The following is an 18,070-nucleotide window of genomic DNA, read 5'->3' on the forward strand; positions in this document are numbered from 1 at the left end:
CATCAAAAGCATCCAGTTGAAGCGAGTGAAAAAGAAGCGTAGTATACAAGGAGGAATGAACGCGTGAATCATTTACATTCATATATGTAGGAGTGGTTGTTGTATGAAACAGTCATCATCTTTTATTAATGGGATTCTTTTAGCTGCTCTTGTACTGATTTGGGGATTAACATGGCCGATGTCGAAGCTTGCGCTTGGCTATTCATCGCCTATTTTGTTATCTGGACTGCGGTCATTAAGTGCGGGAATCATCTTATTAGCAGTCGCACTGCCAAGAGCTAAACAGCTTCACTGGAAGCAGAACTGGCGTAAATATATGGTGTCAGGTCTATTTAATTCAATCTTATTCTACGGTCTGCAAACGATTGGACTTATGTTTATGCCAGCAGGGGTCTTCAGCGTGATTGTCTATTTGCAGCCGGTGCTCATCGGCATCATTGCATGGATGTGGATTGGAGAAAGCATGAACGCTGTGAAGATAGGTGGCTTGCTTCTTGGTTTTGTAGGTGTAGCTACCATCAGCATGGGAGAATTATCTGCTAATGCTTCAGCCGTTGGAATTATTCTTGCTGTGCTTACGGCACTGAGCTGGGCGATTGGAACTGTCTATATCAAACGTATTAGTGACAGTGTAGATGGCATTTGGCTTATTACCATTCAAAGTCTTGTCGGCGGAGTCGTTATGACAGCGACCGGCAGCGGAGTGGAAGGATGGTCTCATATAGTGTGGAATTCATCATCTATACTGCTGCTTTTATTTTTAGCACTGTTTTCTGTTGCCGTTGCGTGGCTCATTTATTTTTATTTGATCAGTAAAGGAGAGGCCAGCAAAGTGGCGTCCTTTAATTTTCTTGTTCCCATTATTTCAATTGTCATTGGCACGCTCTTTTTAGACGAACCTTTTACATCGTCACTTCTTGTAGGGCTAGTGCTTATTATTATCAGTATTTATTTAGTGAATAAAAAAGCGAAGAATCAAAAGTTAAAGCCCTCTGATGGAGGAGATCAGGCAGCGTAAAGCTATCCATAAAAAAAACCGTATTCGCAACTCGAATACGGTTTTTCTTCTATTCAGCAACTTCTGTTTCATTTGCTTTTAGCTTTTCATAAAATACGCCAAGCGAAGTCGTTACATACGGAACGAGCCATAATAACCCGATGCCAAGCGTGATCATACTTAAAATTCCCCAGCCGATAAAGCTTAAAAGGAGTAAAAAGTAGGTCCACTTGTAGCCGTTCATTAACCGTCTGCTTTCAGTAATAGACTGGTTCACCGAATAATCTGGGTTATCGCGGAATACGTAGTAAGCCTGTGAATAGGCAAGACTTTTGATGATGCCAGGAATGATTAATAAAATGCTCCATAGCACGGTATAAATAATCGTTAGCAAGTAAAGTCCGAGTGTTCTAAAGTATAAGCCTGCAGATGAAAACGAATCAAACACACTTTTAACGCAGACGTTTTCTCCTCTTACTAAACGCAGCAGTACCCAGTAGTAAGAAAAAAAGAGCGGTACGAGCAGCAGGGATACAATATTAGCTAAGGTAGACTGTGAGTATTCGGTTTCAGACCCGCTTGGAAATCCGTTAACAAGAAAGTCAATAAGTCCTGGAATACCGGCAGCAATTAGATACGTAACGAACGTAAGCAGTACGGCGAATCCCCAGCGGTTTTTCAGCGCTGTGAGTGCACCTTGCTTCACTTCTTTTATTCTCATAACTTGATGTCCCCCTCTAGGTGAGTTTATACAGAGAATTCAACCTGTACATTAGTCAATATATTAGCGATTTTTAAATATATGAATGCTTGCACTAATAAGTTGGATAAAGTTTTTTAGAGACTTGAAATTTATGGAAAGTCCTTTAAAATGGAAGTATAAGGATATTTTAAGTCGGAAGGAGGGACGGAAATGACGCTTGTGTATTTGCTGATTCTGGCAGTCGTTTATATCTTTCTGGATCTTGCCATGCGAAAGAAGCTGAATACAAAGATGAAAAAAAGCTATTGGAGAAGCTTTAAGGGAAGGCGTCCGCTGTTTATCACACTTGAAATGGTGATGCTTGCTGCGTTTTTAGTGCTGATCTTTGTTATACCTCCAGCCTATACCTCCGTTTTTATGTTTCTTTTCTTTTTTTTCCTGTACGTAATTCGAGGATTTGAAGAATGGAAGTTTGAAAGAAAACAAAAAGAGCACTACCATTCGTGGTTTGGTGCAACTTTTTTCCTGTTTGGGACGTTTATATTACTGATGACAGATATGTAAAACAAAATTGTGAAACGACGAAATGAACCGCGGTTGATTTCCGTGCAAGACTTCGCTTTCCGCGGGCGGCCGGTGAGCCTCCTCGTCGCGAACGCTCCTGCGGGGTCTCACTTGTTCCGTTTTTCCCGCAGGAGTCTTCGTCCTGCCCTCCAATCAACCATTAGAAGCACCTACATATATGAAACAAACCTACTTGCACCATATCCATAAAAAAATCCGAACGAATTGGATTCTCCATCAGGAATCAAGTTCGTTCGAATTTTTCTTCAATTAAATAAACTACTTATATACAAGCCTCTTTTTTTACGCAAAGTATTGAACAACTGTGCCTTTATTCTTCTCTACGTTAACACTCGCATACGCGCCGTTAATAAGCGTGAGCTGAGGAGGGAGGTGGCCGCAGTCGATGTCATAGACAACGGGAATATGTAAGTCGGAGGCAAGATCATGATACACATCTTCAGCAGTGTAGAAATCAACGGGCTCATTAGCGCTGCTTCTACCGAATAAAATGCCCGAGCAGTTATCAAACCAGCCCGCTAGCTTAAGCTGAAGAAGCGAACGGCGAAGGTCTACAGTCGTCAGTTCACAGTTGTCAAAATACCAAATGACCGGTTCTGAAGGAATATGTTTTTCTCGAAAAGCTTTGACGTCTCCAAAAGAAGTGCCGGCTAAGTGTCTGATTACGTCTATACATCCCCCGAGCAGGCGCCCTTCGATATGAACGTCGCTTGACTCTGTATGTTTCCAAGCCGTTTGTTCCGTTAAATGAAACACGCATGGTGACGGGTTATCGTGCTGCCATTCTGTTTGATAGGAATCAGAAGAAACTTGAGCTACGCTTTCGCCTTCTTTGGTCGTCAGCACCTGCTGCCACATCGCAGTCGTTGGATCCCAGTATTCTCCGCGTAAATCCACAAAGTTGGTTCCATGAGCCGTTGCAATCCCGGTATTAAGTGTAATAGCCAGCAAAAGAACGCTGGTGTCAGAATAGCCAAGCACCCATTTTGTTTTCCATTTTGTAAAGTCAAGATGTTCAAGTATTTCAATGAGCAGCTCGCCTCCCCAAGGCGGGATAAGGATATCAACGTTTTCATCAGCAATCATGCCTTGAAGCTCATTTGCACGTTTTTTAGGAGAAGCAGATTTTGCTTTATGCTGCGTCCAAACGGTTTCACCCGGTATAACAGAAAAGCCTTTTTCTTTCATTCGTTCACACGATAAAGAAAACATGGAATGAAGAGCTTGAGGTACACCAGAAGAAGGTGCGGTTACGCCGATAGTTGGGTTGGATGTCAGAAAAGGATAGGTAATCATAGCGGCCTCCTTCAAAGGTTTTAGCTTATTTTACCAGCGAGAGAAATACTGAACAAGCTTATTTTTAATTTAATGTAGGAAGATTGATAGGTTTTGTAAAAAGAATCCGTATTAATAGATGTAAAAGCAAGGAGAAAGGAGCAATGTCATGGAAGATGACTGGATTGTTGTGTGTATAACACGGAAAAAAGAAAAAGGATTAGAGCTGTTAATCGATCAGTACGGAGGGTTAATTACGGCCATTGTACGTAAGCATCTAGGCACGCTGAAAGGTTATGAAGAAGAGTGTGTAAACGACGTATTGTTAGCCGTGTGGCATCATATTCACCGCTTTGATTCGGAAAAAAATACGTTTAAAAACTGGGTTGCGGCTGTTGCTAAGTACAAAGCCATCGACTATCAGCGCAAATACATAAAAACGCAGCATGAATCGCTTAGCGAAGCGGAGTTTGGTGAAACACCAGGAGTTCATAACGTTCAAAGGGACGACTTGGAAGAACTTTTAGGTCACTTAAGTGAAGGAGACCGCGAGCTGTTTAAAGCGTATTACTTACAAGAAGTCGAGCTGAAGCAAATTGCGAAAAAACAAGAGACCACCATCAGCAATTTATACAACCGGCTGTCGCGCGGACGAAAAAAATTAAAAGCCATTTTTAAATAAGAAATAAGGAGGGACAAAGATGAAAAATGAGTACGACTTATTAAACGGATCTTCTGTAGACGTTGATGAATATGAAGAAATCGAGCTAACGGAAAGCGAGAAAAAGCGAATGAAAAAACGTTTAAAACGTGAAATAAAGCTGGTGCGGAAAAAAGCGCGTCCGCTGATTGCCGCTGCGGTGCTGCTGCTTGCTGTAACACCTGTGATGATGCAAAACGAAACGGTATGGGCATCGGCTGTGCGAATCAGTCAGCAGCTTGGCCAGCAAATCGAGCTGCTTATGAACAAGCCTGAAGGCAGTTTGAGCAGCTATAAAAAAGCGGTAAATGAAACGGCAACGGACCAAGGTATTGAAGTAAAAGTAAATGAACTAATGCTTGATGACGGACAGGTGCTGCTTGGGCTGACGATTAGCGCAGATGAATTTAGAAGAACCGCACTAGGACTTAACCGAGACGCGCCAATTCGACCAGGAGAGCTGCGCGTGAAAATTGGCAATATGTCGTTTTTTGATTCCGCTTCAAGCATTAGAGAGGAACCAATCAAAAACAAAGACGGAAGCTGGGACTATCTGTACGCTTTAAAACTAACGCAAGCGGACACGGACGGAGACGGGGAAATTGATGTTGAAGGCTACAGCGTGCTAGATCACATTGATCCAAGCAAAAACTATCAAATCAGCGCGCAGTTCACAAGCCTTGAATTTGAAAAGAATCCTGGTCAGACGAAAAGCGGGAACTACCGGGATTCGTACGGAGAAATTAAAGGGAATTGGACCGTACACACTAGCGTAAATGGCTCGAAAATCATCGCTGATACTAAAGTGTATCCGTTAAACAAGGAAATTCCGATTAACGAAAAGGGAATAGAAGGCGTATTGTCTATTAAAGAAGTTCGCGTATCGCCTGTTTCGATTAAAATGCACTATACGTTTACATCATCAAACGGAAGCATCCGAGGCGGAACGGACATTGGTGTAAAAATAAAAGACCAAAATGGAAGAGATCTTTCTGAAAGCGGCAGTGGAGGAGGAACAGACACAGTGCTAGAGAGGGACGATGAGTACAGAAACGACAAAGGAGTGGTTATGCTTCGATTTGTTCCGTATGTAAGTGATTACGAAAACGACAGTTCAAAAGATTTAACCTCGGACGCCTTTAATTTGAAGGTAAACAACAACTAACCAAAATAAAAACCAGAGACCTGCTTAGCGGGCATCTGGTTTTTTATTAAATATCCATTTTATTTAACAAGCGAAGAAACGTCTGTAATTCTTCATCCGTAAAATGGCTAAGCTTTTCACCATATTCTTGGGTGAGTACTTTTTCCATTTCTTCTGCAAACGCTTTTCCTTTATCCGTAATCGATAAGTAGACAACGCGGCGGTCTTTTTGACTGCGTACGCGCGTGACAAATTCTCTTTCCATGAGACGGTCGCTGACGCACGTCATGCTGCTGTTCGAGATGTGCATGTGCTCGGCAATCTCAGAAACGATATGATTGCCTTCTTTATACAGCAGGCGAAGCGCTAAAAATTCATTTAAAGGAATATATGATTTTAAAGTGGGGATAACCGACAGCTGCATTTTTTTCGTTTGGTTTCGCATCGTGGAAACCACATTTTGGATAAGTTGATCTCGTGTATTCATAGAGGTTGTATGCTCCTTTTTCCGTTCAAACAATTCTTTTTCTTTTCTATTGTACCATATTGTACATAAAGAGAAGCGGCAGGTTTTTTAGAGGGAAAAAGAGAAGTAGTAGGTATCTGTTGCGATAGAAAGGGGCTTGAGTGATGGGAAAGGTAATTGAATTTAAAACGACGCTGCTTCCTTTTGATGGAGCAAAAAAGCTTGTGAACGCAAATAATTCGGAAAGTGACTTACTATACAAAGAATATTATGACCTTGGAGACGGCAAGCAGCTGTGCACGCTTGTGTTTGAACGCTATTTTTTCCGCACCGGCGGCAGAGGATCACTAACCATTATTCTAGAAAATGTGTCGGGTCCAAACAAAGTTAAGTGTATTCCTTCAGGAAGCGCAGAAGGGGTATTAAATATTGACTGGGGAGCAAGCAAAGATTTTGTACGATGGGTCGAAAACGCACTGTCTGCTTATACGCTAGAAGAACCGCAGAGATAAAGGTAAAGCTGGAGAAGGCAATACGCTTCTTCAGCTTTTTTGTGAAGGAAATGACGATTAGAGAAATGAAAAGATGTAAAAGCTACTGTAGAAATAAGAACTTTATGTGGACAATAAGCAATTTTTCTCTTTTTACCGGATAAATGAGTATAATATGAAATTGCAGGAAGACTTCACATTTACATAACAAAGGAGAACAACATAATGAAAAAACTCAGCATCGTATTATTCGTTTTAATGATAGCTATAGTAGGCTGTTCAAAGGCAAATGATTCACGTTCAAAAGAAGTAAAAGGAACGATTGAAGTACCGGAATCAATTCAAGCAAATGAACAAGTCAAGCTTAAAGTCCTTGTGACGCAAGGAGATAAAAAAGTAGAAAACGCAGATGACGTACAGTTCCAAGTTGAAAAAGAAGGCTACATCAATCAAGAAATGACAAAAGCACCGCACGAAGGAAAAGGTGTATACAGCACGGACTATACGTTTAAAGAAGACGGCGAGTACATGATTACCGCTCATGTTACGGTAGATGGTGACATGAAAATGTTTACGAAAAAAGTAGAAGTAGGTAAGTCTAAAGAGTAGTACCTTATATAGCCATTTAAAAAGAGAATGCCTTGTGCATTCTCTTTTTTCATAAGGACACTTTAATCTACGTAGTTCGACAGCTCAATCAAATTGTAATCAGGATCTCTTATGTAAACAGAAACAATAGGCCCTACAGCACCTGTACGTTTGACCGGCTCTTCTTCAATGTTTACATTATGTTTTTGTAAGTGACTAATGACGCTTTCAATTTTTTCCTCTGTAATAAAACATAAATCAGCGGAACCCGGAAGAGGGTGATTTGCTTTAGGCTCAAATTCATGCCCTGCTTGATGTAAGTTTATTTTTTGTTCACCAAAACGAAGCGCTACTCTTCCTTCTCCGAAAGTTTCTTTTTGCATGCCTAAGATAACCGTATAAAAGTGAATGGTTTTTTCAACGTCTTTTACTGTTAACACAAAATGGTCTAGTTTTTTAATCATTTCGTTTCCTCCTAACAAGGTACACTTTTTTCTTCTGACGGTAGGGTAAGTACTGGGTGAGATCTGAGAGGTTTTTCTATAAATAAGTATATCATTTGTAAAGTGGAGAATAGCCAGAGACAGCTTTATGTTCATTTTTAGTTCAAATGAGCGTTTTATAAATAGCTTATTTTCTAAAATGCTGCGGTTTTTACATCACACATTAAAAAAAATATGGAATTTTATGTTAATATTAAGTGGAGAGTAACATTTATTTTCGCAACTCGGTGGGGAAAGTTTGTTGAGTAGATATACTGAAAATTTAAATACATATAAGAATGGAGATGCTCGTATGTCTATGGGGATTCTTTCTTTAATCACTTTTGTTATCTGGTTTGTAGCCATTCAAGAGTTTTTGAAACCCGAAAAGAATCAGAGTAACCGAAAAATAATGATGTTAACATCCGCAGGCTCCTTGCTGACGTTAGCTCTGACCATTTCACTTTTTCAAACGCTATAAAAATACCTTGAAAAGCGGTTTTCCGTCTGCTACAAGAAGCGTAATACATGCGGCCCTGAGTTCTTTCGTGATTGTATTGTATGATTTGGTTTTCGGAAAATGATGGGGAAGGGGAGAGTAGAGATTGTGAAGAGGAACTACACATTACTGTTTTATTTTCTGTTTGTATTGTCAATGATAGGCGGTCTAGCGTTAAGAGATACGTTTTCCTATTCAATGATGGTTGGAGGCGGAATAGGGCTCACCTTTCTTTTTTGCTCCGCTTATTCTGCAGAAAAAAAGAAAAAGAAGCATGTGAACTGATGGTTCGCATGCTTCTTTTTTTATGTTTTTTTGTACGACTATCTTATTTATAAATGGTGGACGGAATTTTAAACGTATGAATGCCGTTAGAATACGGGCCGTACTCATACTCACCAAATATAATGGCAATGCCGCTACTTGTATAGTAAAACTGATCGTCTTTTAAATTTACAGACTTAAATTCATTAACCCAGAACTGAGCACCTTTTTTATTACGCGCAATCATTTCATTCCGGATATAGTTATTAACCTTGTTTAACTTAGTGTTGGTGTTAATAATATCTTTTAAGCTAATTTGTCGAGCTTTTAACAAATCGTAATTGTAAGTATCAATCCAAGCGTTGCCGTGAACGCCGCCAGCGTACGCATCATTCGTAACAGCAACACTTAAAATATTATCTTGATTGTAAGGTACAGAGTATGTCATATTACGAGAATAAGGACCTGGCGCCCAGCCGTTTTTGCGGTCTTCCTTCTCTTGTTCTTTTAGCTCGTTATGTTCTTTTTGTGCTTCTTTCGCAATATTTAAGAACTTTCGATTATAGCTAGCCTCAAATGGTTTATTGATAAGACCAGATACCTGAGGGTAACTAATGTTGCTTGCTAAAGATTTCTTCGTAACTGTTACCCCTAAGGCTTGAATTTTGTCACTAGGGGCTTTTTCATACTTAATACTTGATGACTTTTGAGCATAGGTACCCTTTGATACCCCGTAAAGACCACCAAATTTACTAGATTCAGAATACACGCGGAATACTTGCCCTTTTGTCACTTTTCTAGCCGCTACTAACTTGTTGTTTTTAATGTTGTAAAGATTCGTGTTCTTTAAAACGGTAACGCGTCCTATTTGCCCTTTAACCAGTTCCTGATTCCCCCACGCGACTTTTGCTTCTGCAACTGTTTGCGGAGCAAGCGGTGAGAATAATAAAGCAAAACCTAAAATAACTGCGCTAACCCTTTTGAACCTTTTCATAAAAGCCCCCTAAAGTGATTTTTGTAGGTTTTAAAACTAATACATACTTTATTTTCCAAAAAGCTCATTCACTAGTATAGCACAAATTTACATTTTTTTACTTTCGTTAATTCCTTTTTACGTAATTATTTTTCGACTTACTTTTATTAGAAAAAATAGACCAGCACTTACCACTTTATGCCTTCAGTAGAAAGAAGAAAAAAGTCAATTATTTACCCTGGACTAAAAAAGTTTCCTGTGGTAAACTTTCGGTATTATTATAAGTGAAAACTAAAATTTTTAAATAATTGATGCAGACAGGTTCACTATTCTGCTTAAGCAGAATAGCCTATTACAAATCAACGAGTATATTTTTTTACCTTAAAAGTTGGTCTAACGAAAAAAATATAACCTTGTATAAAAAACAAGAAGGGGTGAAAAATAGATGGCTAGTGTAAAAAATTCTCCGCTGTCTACATTTACGACAGGTGAAACGGTGCAGCTAGAGCGAATTGAAGTTGAAGGTTCCTTAAAGCGCCGCTTGTTAGATTTAGGGTTTATTCCAGGAGCCATCATCAAAGTGCTTCAAAAAAGCCCGTTAGGAGATCCTGTTGCTTATCAAGTCAGTCATACAACGATTGGTCTCAGAAAAGAAGAAAGCTCAAAAATTTATGTGAAAAAAGTAGGTGACGACGGTGAGTGAGTATCGCATTGCACTAGCAGGAAATCCGAACACGGGAAAAAGTACGTTATTTAACGGATTAACCGGTCTTAAGCAGCACACGGGAAACTGGACGGGAAAAACCGTAGCCAAAGCAGAAGGGACGTTTGAACATCACGAGCAGCTCTACACAATCGTCGATCTGCCTGGAACGTATTCACTTTATTCAAACTCGGCGGACGAAGAAGTAGCGCGCGATTATATTTTATTTGAAAGACCTGACGTTACGGTTGTTGTGGTCGATGCAACGGCGATGGAACGAAATCTTAATCTAGCTCTGCAGGTAATGGAAATGACGGAAAACGTCGTGATTTGTGTGAACTTAATGGATGAAGCAAAGAAAAAAGGAATTGTGATTAACGAAAAAAAGCTGGCTGAATCGTTAGGGGTACCGGTTGTGCCTATATCAGCTCGCAATAAAAAAGGAATTACGAATTTGCTGGATGCGATTGAAGGAGTCGTGCGCGGGGAAGTAAAGCTTACTCCTTACCAGGTGCAGTATACAAAAGAAATTGAAGCGTCACTAAAGGAGCTAGAACCTCAAGTTGCTTCTATTGTAGGAAATCAATTTCCTCTCCGCTGGATTGCTTTACGAGTTCTTGATGGAGACACGTCGTTTTTAGAAACGATTCAGCAGCATCAGCAGCAAGATATCAGCCACACAGAAAGGAGGAACAGCGCATATGGGAAATCCGTTAACTCCTGAAAACTCATTAGCGATGGAACAGCTAACGTGCTATGCCCAGCAGGCAAAAGAAAAAGACCATCGTTCAAATATGGTCGCAAGCATTTATCAGTCGTCACAGCAAATATGTAAAAAAGCAGTTGTGTACCAAGACCGCTCAAAGCTTCAGCGCACGGAGAAATTGGATAAAGTCTTCACTTCGCCAATTTGGGGCTTTCCGATTATGCTTGGTATTTTATCGGTGATCTTTTATATCACCATAGCCGGAGCAAACGTTCCTTCAGGATTAATCGCACAAGGTTTTGGCTGGGCGGAAGGATATTTAACTGCTTTCTTTCAAGCGATGCATGCGCCAGAATGGCTGCACGGAATTCTTGTATTAGGACTGTTTCGAGGCACAGGGTGGGTCATTAGCGTCATGCTGCCTCCGATGGCCATCTTTTTCCCTGTTTTTGCGCTTTTAGAAAACTACGGCTACTTGCCTCGCGTCGCGTTTAATATGGATCGTTTGTTCAAACGAGCAGGGGCACACGGTAAGCAGTCGCTGACGATGGCGATGGGGTTTGGATGTAACGCCGCAGCGATTATGTCAACGCGTATTATTGAATCGCCGCGTGAACGTATGATGGCGATTTTAACAAATAACTTTGTTCCATGTAACGGCAGATGGCCTACGCTGATTTTGTTAGCTTCTTTATTTATGGCAACAGGCTTTACAGGAAGCGCTAAAACATTCGTAACGGCGCTTGTGGTAGTGGGAACCGTGTTATTTGGAATTGTGGTGACGCTGTTTGTATCGTGGGCACTGTCTAAAACGGCGCTGCGCGGAGTTCCAACCCACTATACGCTAGAGCTCCCGCCTTACCGTAAGCCAAAATTTGTAGATACCATTGTGCGTGCGACGCTGGATAAATCGCTGTTCGTGTTAAAACGCGCGATTATTGTTGCAGCACCCGCAGCGGTGTCTAACGTGGGTACTGGCTAACATCTATGTCGGCGACACGAGTATTTTAATGCACTTCGTTCAGTTTCTTGATCCGTTTGCCAAGACGCTAGGGACTAGACGGGTACATACTAGCTGCTTTTATTATTGGTTTGCCCGCTAATGAAATTGTTGTACCAGTTTTACTAATGGCGTATTTATCAACGGGATCATTAATTGAAATTGAAGATGCAACAAGACTCAAGCAAATTTTTCTGGATCACCACTGGACGTGGCTAACGGCTCTTAACATGATGCTGTTTTCGCTTCTACATTATCCATGCGGAACAACGCTTGTGAACATTTATAAAGAAACCAAAGAATGTTAAGTGGACGTTTCTTGCTTTTGCGATTCCAACAGTGATTGCGATTGGTGTTACGTTTGCGGTTGCTCAAGTGGTAAAAGCGTTTAACCTTATTTAAATATGAAATAAACGTGCAGGGCTTTGCGAAAAGTCCTGTATTTTTTATGAGTAGTCAATGAGATAAAGAGTATGATAGGGTGAACTTGATTGCTATTTGTTAGGTTAAATGGTAATTTGTATGATATAGATTTGCTTAATGCGCAAAAGAGATTAATAGAAAAAAGCGCCAATGAAATGCTAAAAGGAGGCTGACGGTGGGGATATTTTTTAATAAAATAGATTCAAACAAGAGGAGTAAGTATCAAACAAGGCTGTATTCTTGCTTCACTGTTCTCATCATAATCAATGTGATTAACAGCTGGTTTCTCGATTGGCTGTGGCTTTATATCACCACAAGTAGCGTCCTTGTTATACTAGTGGTATTCCTGCTCAAAACACCTAAACGTGATTTAGATGAAGAGTGGAAGCAGCTAGAAATAGAGAAAGACGAGGCTTTTGAAAACAGAGTCAATTTGATGATGATGAATGGACGAAGTGATGTGCAGGCTATTAAATACATACGCAAAGAAAAAAATCTTGGTTTGCTTCATGCGAAGCAGTATCTTGACCGTATTAAAGAATCAAAGAAATAATAAAAGCGACCTTTGACAAGCAGAGGTCGCTTTTTGATAGGCTATTTATTCTTTCTCGCCAACCGTCACTTTTTTTGTAAACATTTTCATGTCGCCTTTTATCGTAACGTGAGCGGTAATCGTATATTCGCCGTCGTCTTTAAACGTATAGTCGGTGCTGTATGTGCCGTTACCCTGATGTTTGGCGTCAATCATCTCCTGATTAATATAGCCTTCTTTTTCAACTTGAATTTGTACAGCGTCTGCATTTTTTATCTTTTTGTCTCCTTGTGTAACGAGCACGTTAATAGATGTTTGTTCATTTGCTTTAATGGTTTGAGGGACTTCAATTGTTCCTTTTACTTCCTGTGATTTTTGCTCGTTTCCTTTTGAACAGCCGACTACGGCAATGACTAAAATGAGCAGCAGCATACTAAGCTTTTTCATAAATATCTCCTTTTTATCTTACTTTCTACTAGTAAATAAATTTCTCCATAAAACTTTATCACTTAAGTTATAAAATAAAATCATCCCAATGAGTGATTTTTTATGAGTGTGACGGCAAGAAAATTGAACATTTTGTTACAAAAAATAGGTTACTATCGCAACGCGGCTTTACAGCATTGTGTCTTGACCTTAGGATTAAACATAATAAGCTAGGAAAGGGAGAGAAGGATATGCTTACACTTTATGATGAGCTGTACGGAAATTTTGAAGCAGAAGGCGTTCTTTTAGAACTGATTCAAAGTGACCCCGTACAGCGTTTAAAAGGAATTTACCAAGGCGGAGCGAGCCGGTTTGTAAATGAAAAATGGAATACTACTCGATATGATCATTCCGTTGGTGCGATGATGCTTGTACATAGGCTAGGAGGCTCTTTGGAAGAGCAAATAACGGCTTTATTACATGACGTTTCACATACGGCATTTTCTCATGTAATTGACTATGTTTTGGAACAAAAAGAAGAAAATTATCATGAAATGATTTACGAACAAATTGTGACCCAGTCATCTATTCCTCATATTTTAACGAGCGCCGGTTTAAACTGGCGAGATATCTTACTTGATGAAAGCCAGTGGACGCTGCTCGAACAGAGCGCTCCGCACTTATGCGCCGACCGCGTGGATTATACGCTGCGGGATTTGTACGTATTCGGGGAGATTACTTTAGAAGAAGTGCATGCGTTTTTAGATCACCTTGTCGTATTTAATGGACAAATGGCATGTAGCAATTTATCAGCGGCAGAGTGGTTTGTGGATGCTTACTACAAAGAAGTGATTGGCTTTTTTATGAATCCGCTTAATATGTTTGGAAACTATCAGCTGACGGAAATTATCAAGCTTGCTTTGCAGAAAGATATAGTGTCTATGGAAGATTTTTTAAAGCAGGATGACGATGTGGTTCGGTTGCTGAAAAACGCTGGAGATAGCAGCATTGAAGGGATGCTATCTGCTCTTTTTAACAGCAAAGCAGAAACAGGAACGGCGTCTTGTTATGATGTTTACCAAACGACAAAAATGCGCTGGGTTGATCCTCTTGTTATTGGTTCAGAGGGGGCGGCTCCTGTATCTCAGTTATCATTTACCGCTAAAAGAGCAATAGAGCAAGCGAAACAAAGGATAGAAAAAGGAGTATATATCATCGTTCAGGCTCCGTTATAAAATGAATCGTTACATAAAAAAGGGGATGCAATAATGTGCATCCCCTTATCTTATAAGAAGTTTTATAGACCTCTAAAGAAGCCTTCTCTTAACGAACTTCATCACGCTTTGCAGTTAGTTCTTTAATCGTTTCGCCTTCAACTAACACCGGCTGATAGTAAGTTTCGTTTGGTAACTCTTTTTTGCCCTGCAGCTTTTTAATGATCCAATCAGCCGCGTCGTGTCCCATTTGTTCCTGCGGATGGGTTAACGTTGTTAAATTAATCGTTGCATTTTTAGCAATGTACGAATTATCTTGACCAATAATTGACAACTTGTCCGGAATGGAAATGCCAAGCTGTCTGCATACATTTACAACTTCTAATCCGACTTCATCGTTATAGCAGACAAGAGCGGTCATTTCGTCTTGATTTTCAGTGAGAAACTCTTTTAAATTAGCGTACAAATCGAGCTTTGTTTCGGTGTTAAAAGACAAAATATGCGCAGGCTGAAAGCGTAGTTTTGCATCACCGAGCGCTTTTATGTAGCCTTTCATTCGGTATTTTCCTTGCAGGTCATCCATTTTGGCAATAAGTCCAATTTGTGTATGTCCTTTTGAAATTAATTCATTTGTGGCAAGGTAGCTTGACTGAACGTCATCTAAACAAAAAAACGGAACCTCTAATTCTTCGTAGTAGGCGTTAATCATCGTAAACGGAACGTCTTGTTCTTTGAATGATAAATAATAAGAGATGTTTGGATTGTACAAATTACTTTTTGTAGGTTCAACAATTAAGCCGTCTACTCCGTAGGAAAGCATCATTTCCAGGGCTTTTTTTTCTTGTTCTACATCATTATTCGTGCTCGCCAGCAGCAGGGAATAATTATCTTTATTTAACCTGCTTTCAATTCCGCGAATGATCGAAGGGAAAATATAGTCGGAAATATAGGTAGTAATTACGCCGATCGTTTTGTTGGCAGAAGCCCCGCTCGCTTTGGATTGATACTGGTTGCTTACATAGGTGCCAGACCCTTTTTCGCTTCTTAAAAATCCTTCATTCGACAGCTCTAAAATCGCTTTTCGAACCGTATGTCTGCTGACACCATACGTTTCTTGCATGACCGATTCAGTCGGGATTTGCTCGCCAATGCTGTAATCGCCTGAAAGAATTTTGCTTTTTATATCTTCAATAATCACCTGATATTTTGGCTTCATGTTTTCACTTCTTTCGTAGTTGTATACATTCAACTTTTTTTATGTATAAAATTTGTATGGACATATTTTATCATGAACGTGAATAAATGAAAAGATTTCCGTAATTTTTAATCAAAAGGAAAATAATTTAAGGGTTGAATACCGATTTTTTAAAAGTTTAAGAAGAGAATAGTAGGGTGTTTTGAATATTTGTGTGCATATATAATTTTATTATTGACAAATGTACGTACAAATAAATATACTTAAGTTGTTAACAAATTCAAACAGCGTTACATAAAACGGAAAGCGCTTCCTTACTGCTATAGGTATCTTTATAGCTATCAGAAAGGAGATTAAACGTGAAAACAACTCAAGAAACCATAAAACAAGCAATTGCTAAAGGAAAAACGTCCCTTGGAATTGAACTTGGATCTACTCGTATTAAAGCGGTGCTGATTGACGAAAATTTTGAAACGATCGCATCAGGCAGTTATGAATGGGAAAATCTCTTGGAAGACGGTTTTTGGACGTACAACTTACTTGATATTATTACAGGTTTGCAAAGTGCTTACCGTGAAATGAAGCAAGAAGTGGAACGAAGCTACGGAATCACCATTCGAACAGTTGGCTCTATCGGCGTTTCAGCTATGATGCACGGATATATGGCGTTTGATAAAACGGGTGAGCTGCTTGTTCCGTTTCGAACGTGGCGTAATGCAACAACAAGCGAAGCAGCAAAAGAATTAACTGAACATTTTAACTTTAATATTCCTGAACGATGGAGCATTGCGCATCTGTATCAGGCAATCATCAATCAAGAAAAACATCTGCCGCGTATCCATTACATGACAACACTAGCCGGCTATATTCACTGGCTGCTAACAGGCAGTAAGGCGCTTGGCATTGGAGATGCTTCAGGAGTGTTTCCAATTGATGAACGCACGCAAAATTACAGCGAAGCGATGATGAAGCAGTTTGACGAGCTCATTTCTTACAAAGGATATTCGTGGCAACTATCAGATATTCTGCCTGCAGTTCATACTTCAGGCGAGCAAGCAGGCACGTTAACAGCGATAGGAGCTAGCATTTTAGATCAATCAAAAAATTTGCAGCCGGGCATTCCGTTTTGTCCTCCAGAAGGAGATGCAGGAACGGGAATGGTGGCGACAAATAGCGTAAGAAAACGCACGGGAAATGTTTCAGTAGGAACGTCCGTTTTTGCGATGATTGTACTAGATAAAAAGCTTTCAAAAGTCTATCCGGAAATTGATTTGGTTACCACGCCCAACGGCAGTCCAGTTGCCATGGTTCATGCGAATAACTGTTCAAGCGACTTGAACGCTTGGCTCGGATTGTTTCGTGAATTTTCGGAGGCGATGGGGCAAAAAGTAGAGTCGGATAAATTGTTTGAAGTGATGTTAAATAAAGCGTTAGAAGCTGATCCAGATGCAGGGGGCTTGCTTAGCTACGGCTATTTCTCAGGTGAAAATATTACCGGAGTAGAAAGTGGACGTCCGCTATTTGTCCGGTCAGCAAAAAGCAATTTTAATCTAGCAAACTTTATGCGAACGCATCTTTTTACAGCTTTTGGCGCTTTAAAAATAGGAATGGATCTTTTAGTAAAAGAAGAAAACGTAAAGATTCACAGCATTTTAGCGCACGGAGGATTATTTAAAACGCCGGTAGTGGGTCAAAAAATGATGGCAGCGGCAATTAATACCCCGGTTTCCGTCATGGACACAGCAGGAGAAGGCGGCGCGTGGGGCATGGCTATTCTTTCTTCTTATATGCTCAATAAAAGTGAGAATGAAAGTTTAGAAGATTTCTTGGATGATAAAGTTTTTAAAGAAGTGACCGCACAGGAAATCTACCCTGACGAACTCGATGTAAAAGGGTTTGAAGCATTTATTAAAAGATATAAAAAAGGGCTAGTAATTGAAAAAGCAGCTGCCGAGCATCACAGCGAAGAACGGGAGGAGTTACTGTGCTAGATAAATTAAAAGAAGAAGTATTTCAAGCAAACCTCGATTTGCCAAAACACGGACTGGTCAAGTACACGTGGGGAAATGTAAGTGCAGTTGATCGAGACAGCGGTTTGTTTGTGATTAAACCAAGCGGCGTGACGTATGAAAAAATGACGGCACAAGACATGGTCGTCGTCGATTTAGATGGCCGCGTGGTAGAAGGTGAGCTTAATCCGTCCTCTGATACGCTGACACATGCCGTACTATATAAACACTATCCCGAAATTGGCGGTATTGCTCATACGCATTCAACGTGGGCGACCATTTGGGCTCAAGCAGGGCTCGATGTGCAGGCAATGGGAACGACTCATGCCGATACCTTTTATGGTTCCGTACCGTGCGCGCGCTTTTTGACAGAAAAAGAAGTAAATGACGGATATGAAGTGGAAACGGGCAAGGTGATTATTGAAACGTTTGAAAAGCGCGGTTTAGATGTGCTAGCAGTTCCTGGAATTTTACTTCAAGGACACGGGCCGTTTACGTGGGGAAAAGACGCCAAAACGGCGGTAATGAACAGCGTCGTATTAGACGAAGTATCCAAAATGAATTTCTTTACCCAAAAATTAAACGGGCTGGCTGAAGAGCTGCCGCAGCGTATATTAGACAAACATTATTTACGAAAACACGGACAAAATGCGTATTACGGGCAAGGGAATTAAAAGACTTACATACAGAAAAGG

21 protein-coding genes and 1 pseudogene are annotated in these 18,070 nt (G+C 40.3%); 14 read left to right on the top strand and 8 right to left on the bottom strand.

The features are described from left to right. The first annotated feature begins 103 nt into the window (after nucleotides 1-103). Entirely contained in the window at nucleotides 104-1,018 is a 915-nt protein-coding gene (locus tag ACXAE4_RS09985; protein WP_098113252.1) for a DMT family transporter, read from the top strand. Nucleotides 1,019-1,067: 49 nt separating this feature from the next. On the opposite strand, the gene ACXAE4_RS09990 is transcribed toward ACXAE4_RS09985, so the two are convergent. Next, nucleotides 1,068-1,718, bottom strand: coding sequence for a DUF975 family protein (locus tag ACXAE4_RS09990; RefSeq protein ID WP_098999716.1), 651 nt, complete (start codon nucleotides 1,716-1,718; stop codon nucleotides 1,068-1,070). 192 nt (nucleotides 1,719-1,910) lie between these two features. Between ACXAE4_RS09990 and ACXAE4_RS09995 the strand changes: the two genes are divergently transcribed. Then, on the top strand, nucleotides 1,911-2,264 hold the full coding sequence (locus ACXAE4_RS09995) for a DUF4181 domain-containing protein (protein WP_047750252.1): 354 nt from the start codon (nucleotides 1,911-1,913) through the stop codon (nucleotides 2,262-2,264). On the opposite strand, the gene ACXAE4_RS10000 is transcribed toward ACXAE4_RS09995, so the two are convergent. Continuing rightward, nucleotides 2,239-2,421: a hypothetical protein gene (locus ACXAE4_RS10000; RefSeq protein WP_108674812.1), complete on the bottom strand. Its 183-nt coding sequence runs from the start codon at nucleotides 2,419-2,421 to the stop codon at nucleotides 2,239-2,241. The two genes, ACXAE4_RS09995 and ACXAE4_RS10000, sit on opposite strands and share 26 nt — an antisense overlap. A gap of 146 nt (nucleotides 2,422-2,567) precedes the next feature. Continuing rightward, nucleotides 2,568-3,581 (bottom strand): S66 family peptidase, encoded by a 1,014-nt coding sequence (locus tag ACXAE4_RS10005; RefSeq protein ID WP_154990037.1) that lies wholly within the window; start codon nucleotides 3,579-3,581, stop codon nucleotides 2,568-2,570. 148 nt (nucleotides 3,582-3,729) lie between these two features. Between ACXAE4_RS10005 and ACXAE4_RS10010 the strand changes: the two genes are divergently transcribed. Together ACXAE4_RS10010 and ACXAE4_RS10015 are read left to right on the top strand one after the other, a co-directional pair. Further along, complete coding sequence (locus ACXAE4_RS10010; RefSeq protein WP_154990039.1) at nucleotides 3,730-4,242, top strand: sigma-70 family RNA polymerase sigma factor; 513 nt, start codon at nucleotides 3,730-3,732, stop codon at nucleotides 4,240-4,242. 19 nt (nucleotides 4,243-4,261) lie between these two features. After that, nucleotides 4,262-5,425, top strand: a complete 1,164-nt coding sequence (locus ACXAE4_RS10015) for a DUF4179 domain-containing protein (protein ID WP_154990041.1) — start codon at nucleotides 4,262-4,264, stop codon at nucleotides 5,423-5,425. Nucleotides 5,426-5,471: 46 nt separating this feature from the next. On the opposite strand, the gene ACXAE4_RS10020 is transcribed toward ACXAE4_RS10015, so the two are convergent. Then, nucleotides 5,472-5,891 (bottom strand): MarR family winged helix-turn-helix transcriptional regulator, encoded by a 420-nt coding sequence (locus tag ACXAE4_RS10020; protein WP_154990043.1) that lies wholly within the window; start codon nucleotides 5,889-5,891, stop codon nucleotides 5,472-5,474. 143 nt (nucleotides 5,892-6,034) lie between these two features. On the opposite strand from ACXAE4_RS10020, the gene ACXAE4_RS10025 reads away from it, so the two are divergent. After that, nucleotides 6,035-6,382: a DUF6054 family protein gene (locus ACXAE4_RS10025; protein WP_028414741.1), complete on the top strand. Its 348-nt coding sequence runs from the start codon at nucleotides 6,035-6,037 to the stop codon at nucleotides 6,380-6,382. 204 nt (nucleotides 6,383-6,586) lie between these two features. Next, nucleotides 6,587-6,970 (top strand): FixH family protein, encoded by a 384-nt coding sequence (locus ACXAE4_RS10030; protein WP_028414740.1) that lies wholly within the window; start codon nucleotides 6,587-6,589, stop codon nucleotides 6,968-6,970. A gap of 62 nt (nucleotides 6,971-7,032) precedes the next feature. Here ACXAE4_RS10030 and ACXAE4_RS10035 read toward each other — a convergent pair whose 3' ends face one another. After that, a complete protein-coding gene (locus ACXAE4_RS10035; RefSeq protein ID WP_154973940.1) occupies nucleotides 7,033-7,413 on the bottom strand; it encodes a VOC family protein in 381 nt (126 codons plus the stop codon). A gap of 331 nt (nucleotides 7,414-7,744) precedes the next feature. Here ACXAE4_RS10035 and ACXAE4_RS10040 point away from each other — a divergent pair, with 331 nt between their 5' ends. Next, nucleotides 7,745-7,912, top strand: a complete 168-nt coding sequence (locus ACXAE4_RS10040; RefSeq protein WP_176343650.1) for a hypothetical protein — start codon at nucleotides 7,745-7,747, stop codon at nucleotides 7,910-7,912. Between the two features lie 346 nt (nucleotides 7,913-8,258). Here ACXAE4_RS10040 and ACXAE4_RS10045 read toward each other — a convergent pair whose 3' ends face one another. Next, nucleotides 8,259-9,188, bottom strand: coding sequence for a DUF3298 and DUF4163 domain-containing protein (locus ACXAE4_RS10045; RefSeq protein ID WP_154973939.1), 930 nt, complete (start codon nucleotides 9,186-9,188; stop codon nucleotides 8,259-8,261). A gap of 424 nt (nucleotides 9,189-9,612) precedes the next feature. On the opposite strand from ACXAE4_RS10045, the gene ACXAE4_RS10050 reads away from it, so the two are divergent. The 4 genes and pseudogenes from ACXAE4_RS10050 to ACXAE4_RS10065 all read left to right on the top strand — a co-directional run bounded on the left by ACXAE4_RS10050 (nucleotide 9,613) and on the right by ACXAE4_RS10065 (nucleotide 12,552). After that, nucleotides 9,613-9,870: a FeoA family protein gene (locus ACXAE4_RS10050; RefSeq protein WP_475235949.1), complete on the top strand. Its 258-nt coding sequence runs from the start codon at nucleotides 9,613-9,615 to the stop codon at nucleotides 9,868-9,870. Beyond that, the gene (locus ACXAE4_RS10055; RefSeq protein WP_034267073.1) at nucleotides 9,863-10,594 is read left to right on the top strand and encodes a FeoB small GTPase domain-containing protein; all 732 of its coding nucleotides are present in this window, start codon (nucleotides 9,863-9,865) and stop codon (nucleotides 10,592-10,594) included. Before ACXAE4_RS10050 ends, ACXAE4_RS10055 begins: the two co-directional genes overlap by 8 nt. A gap of 13 nt (nucleotides 10,595-10,607) precedes the next feature. Continuing rightward, nucleotides 10,608-11,978 (top strand): annotated as a pseudogene (locus ACXAE4_RS10060) (nucleoside recognition domain-containing protein). A gap of 196 nt (nucleotides 11,979-12,174) precedes the next feature. Next, entirely contained in the window at nucleotides 12,175-12,552 is a 378-nt protein-coding gene (locus tag ACXAE4_RS10065) for a hypothetical protein (RefSeq protein ID WP_154973935.1), read from the top strand. A 45-nt stretch (nucleotides 12,553-12,597) separates the two neighbouring features. On the opposite strand, the gene ACXAE4_RS10070 is transcribed toward ACXAE4_RS10065, so the two are convergent. Further along, on the bottom strand, nucleotides 12,598-12,978 hold the full coding sequence (locus ACXAE4_RS10070) for a FixH family protein (RefSeq protein ID WP_154973933.1): 381 nt from the start codon (nucleotides 12,976-12,978) through the stop codon (nucleotides 12,598-12,600). Nucleotides 12,979-13,208: 230 nt separating this feature from the next. On the opposite strand from ACXAE4_RS10070, the gene ACXAE4_RS10075 reads away from it, so the two are divergent. After that, complete coding sequence (locus tag ACXAE4_RS10075; RefSeq protein WP_154990049.1) at nucleotides 13,209-14,192, top strand: HD domain-containing protein; 984 nt, start codon at nucleotides 13,209-13,211, stop codon at nucleotides 14,190-14,192. A gap of 88 nt (nucleotides 14,193-14,280) precedes the next feature. Here ACXAE4_RS10075 and ACXAE4_RS10080 read toward each other — a convergent pair whose 3' ends face one another. Continuing rightward, nucleotides 14,281-15,387 carry a GntR family transcriptional regulator gene (locus ACXAE4_RS10080; protein ID WP_154990051.1) on the bottom strand — a complete coding sequence of 369 codons (1,107 nt, stop codon included), beginning with the start codon at nucleotides 15,385-15,387 and terminating at the stop codon, nucleotides 14,281-14,283. 338 nt (nucleotides 15,388-15,725) lie between these two features. Here ACXAE4_RS10080 and ACXAE4_RS10085 point away from each other — a divergent pair, with 338 nt between their 5' ends. Both ACXAE4_RS10085 and ACXAE4_RS10090 read left to right on the top strand, forming a co-directional pair. Then, entirely contained in the window at nucleotides 15,726-17,357 is a 1,632-nt protein-coding gene (locus ACXAE4_RS10085; RefSeq protein WP_098999158.1) for a xylulokinase, read from the top strand. Continuing rightward, nucleotides 17,351-18,049, top strand: coding sequence for an L-ribulose-5-phosphate 4-epimerase (locus tag ACXAE4_RS10090; RefSeq protein ID WP_098999159.1), 699 nt, complete (start codon nucleotides 17,351-17,353; stop codon nucleotides 18,047-18,049). Before ACXAE4_RS10085 ends, ACXAE4_RS10090 begins: the two co-directional genes overlap by 7 nt. The last annotated feature ends 21 nt before the right edge of the window (nucleotides 18,050-18,070 follow it).

The sequence above is a fragment of the Priestia sp. ABM2_011 genome, from assembly GCF_056158845.1.

Bases quoted from the DNA above. Each gene is read 5' to 3' on its own strand.
- ACXAE4_RS09985 (WP_098113252.1), top strand. From the start codon at position 104: ATGAAACAGTCATCATCTTTTATTAATGGGATTCTTTTAGCTGCTCTT.
- ACXAE4_RS09990 (WP_098999716.1), bottom strand. From the start codon at position 1,718: ATGAGAATAAAAGAAGTGAAGCAAGGTGCACTCACAGCGCTGAAAAAC.
- ACXAE4_RS09995 (WP_047750252.1), top strand. From the start codon at position 1,911: ATGACGCTTGTGTATTTGCTGATTCTGGCAGTCGTTTATATCTTTCTG.
- ACXAE4_RS10005 (WP_154990037.1), bottom strand. From the start codon at position 3,581: ATGATTACCTATCCTTTTCTGACATCCAACCCAACTATCGGCGTAACC.
- ACXAE4_RS10010 (WP_154990039.1), top strand. From the start codon at position 3,730: ATGGAAGATGACTGGATTGTTGTGTGTATAACACGGAAAAAAGAAAAA.
- ACXAE4_RS10015 (WP_154990041.1), top strand. From the start codon at position 4,262: ATGAAAAATGAGTACGACTTATTAAACGGATCTTCTGTAGACGTTGAT.
- ACXAE4_RS10020 (WP_154990043.1), bottom strand. From the start codon at position 5,891: ATGAATACACGAGATCAACTTATCCAAAATGTGGTTTCCACGATGCGA.
- ACXAE4_RS10025 (WP_028414741.1), top strand. From the start codon at position 6,035: ATGGGAAAGGTAATTGAATTTAAAACGACGCTGCTTCCTTTTGATGGA.
- ACXAE4_RS10030 (WP_028414740.1), top strand. From the start codon at position 6,587: ATGAAAAAACTCAGCATCGTATTATTCGTTTTAATGATAGCTATAGTA.
- ACXAE4_RS10035 (WP_154973940.1), bottom strand. From the start codon at position 7,413: ATGATTAAAAAACTAGACCATTTTGTGTTAACAGTAAAAGACGTTGAA.
- ACXAE4_RS10040 (WP_176343650.1), top strand. From the start codon at position 7,745: ATGTCTATGGGGATTCTTTCTTTAATCACTTTTGTTATCTGGTTTGTA.
- ACXAE4_RS10045 (WP_154973939.1), bottom strand. From the start codon at position 9,188: ATGAAAAGGTTCAAAAGGGTTAGCGCAGTTATTTTAGGTTTTGCTTTA.
- ACXAE4_RS10050 (WP_475235949.1), top strand. From the start codon at position 9,613: ATGGCTAGTGTAAAAAATTCTCCGCTGTCTACATTTACGACAGGTGAA.
- ACXAE4_RS10070 (WP_154973933.1), bottom strand. From the start codon at position 12,978: ATGAAAAAGCTTAGTATGCTGCTGCTCATTTTAGTCATTGCCGTAGTC.
- ACXAE4_RS10075 (WP_154990049.1), top strand. From the start codon at position 13,209: ATGCTTACACTTTATGATGAGCTGTACGGAAATTTTGAAGCAGAAGGC.
- ACXAE4_RS10080 (WP_154990051.1), bottom strand. From the start codon at position 15,387: ATGAAGCCAAAATATCAGGTGATTATTGAAGATATAAAAAGCAAAATT.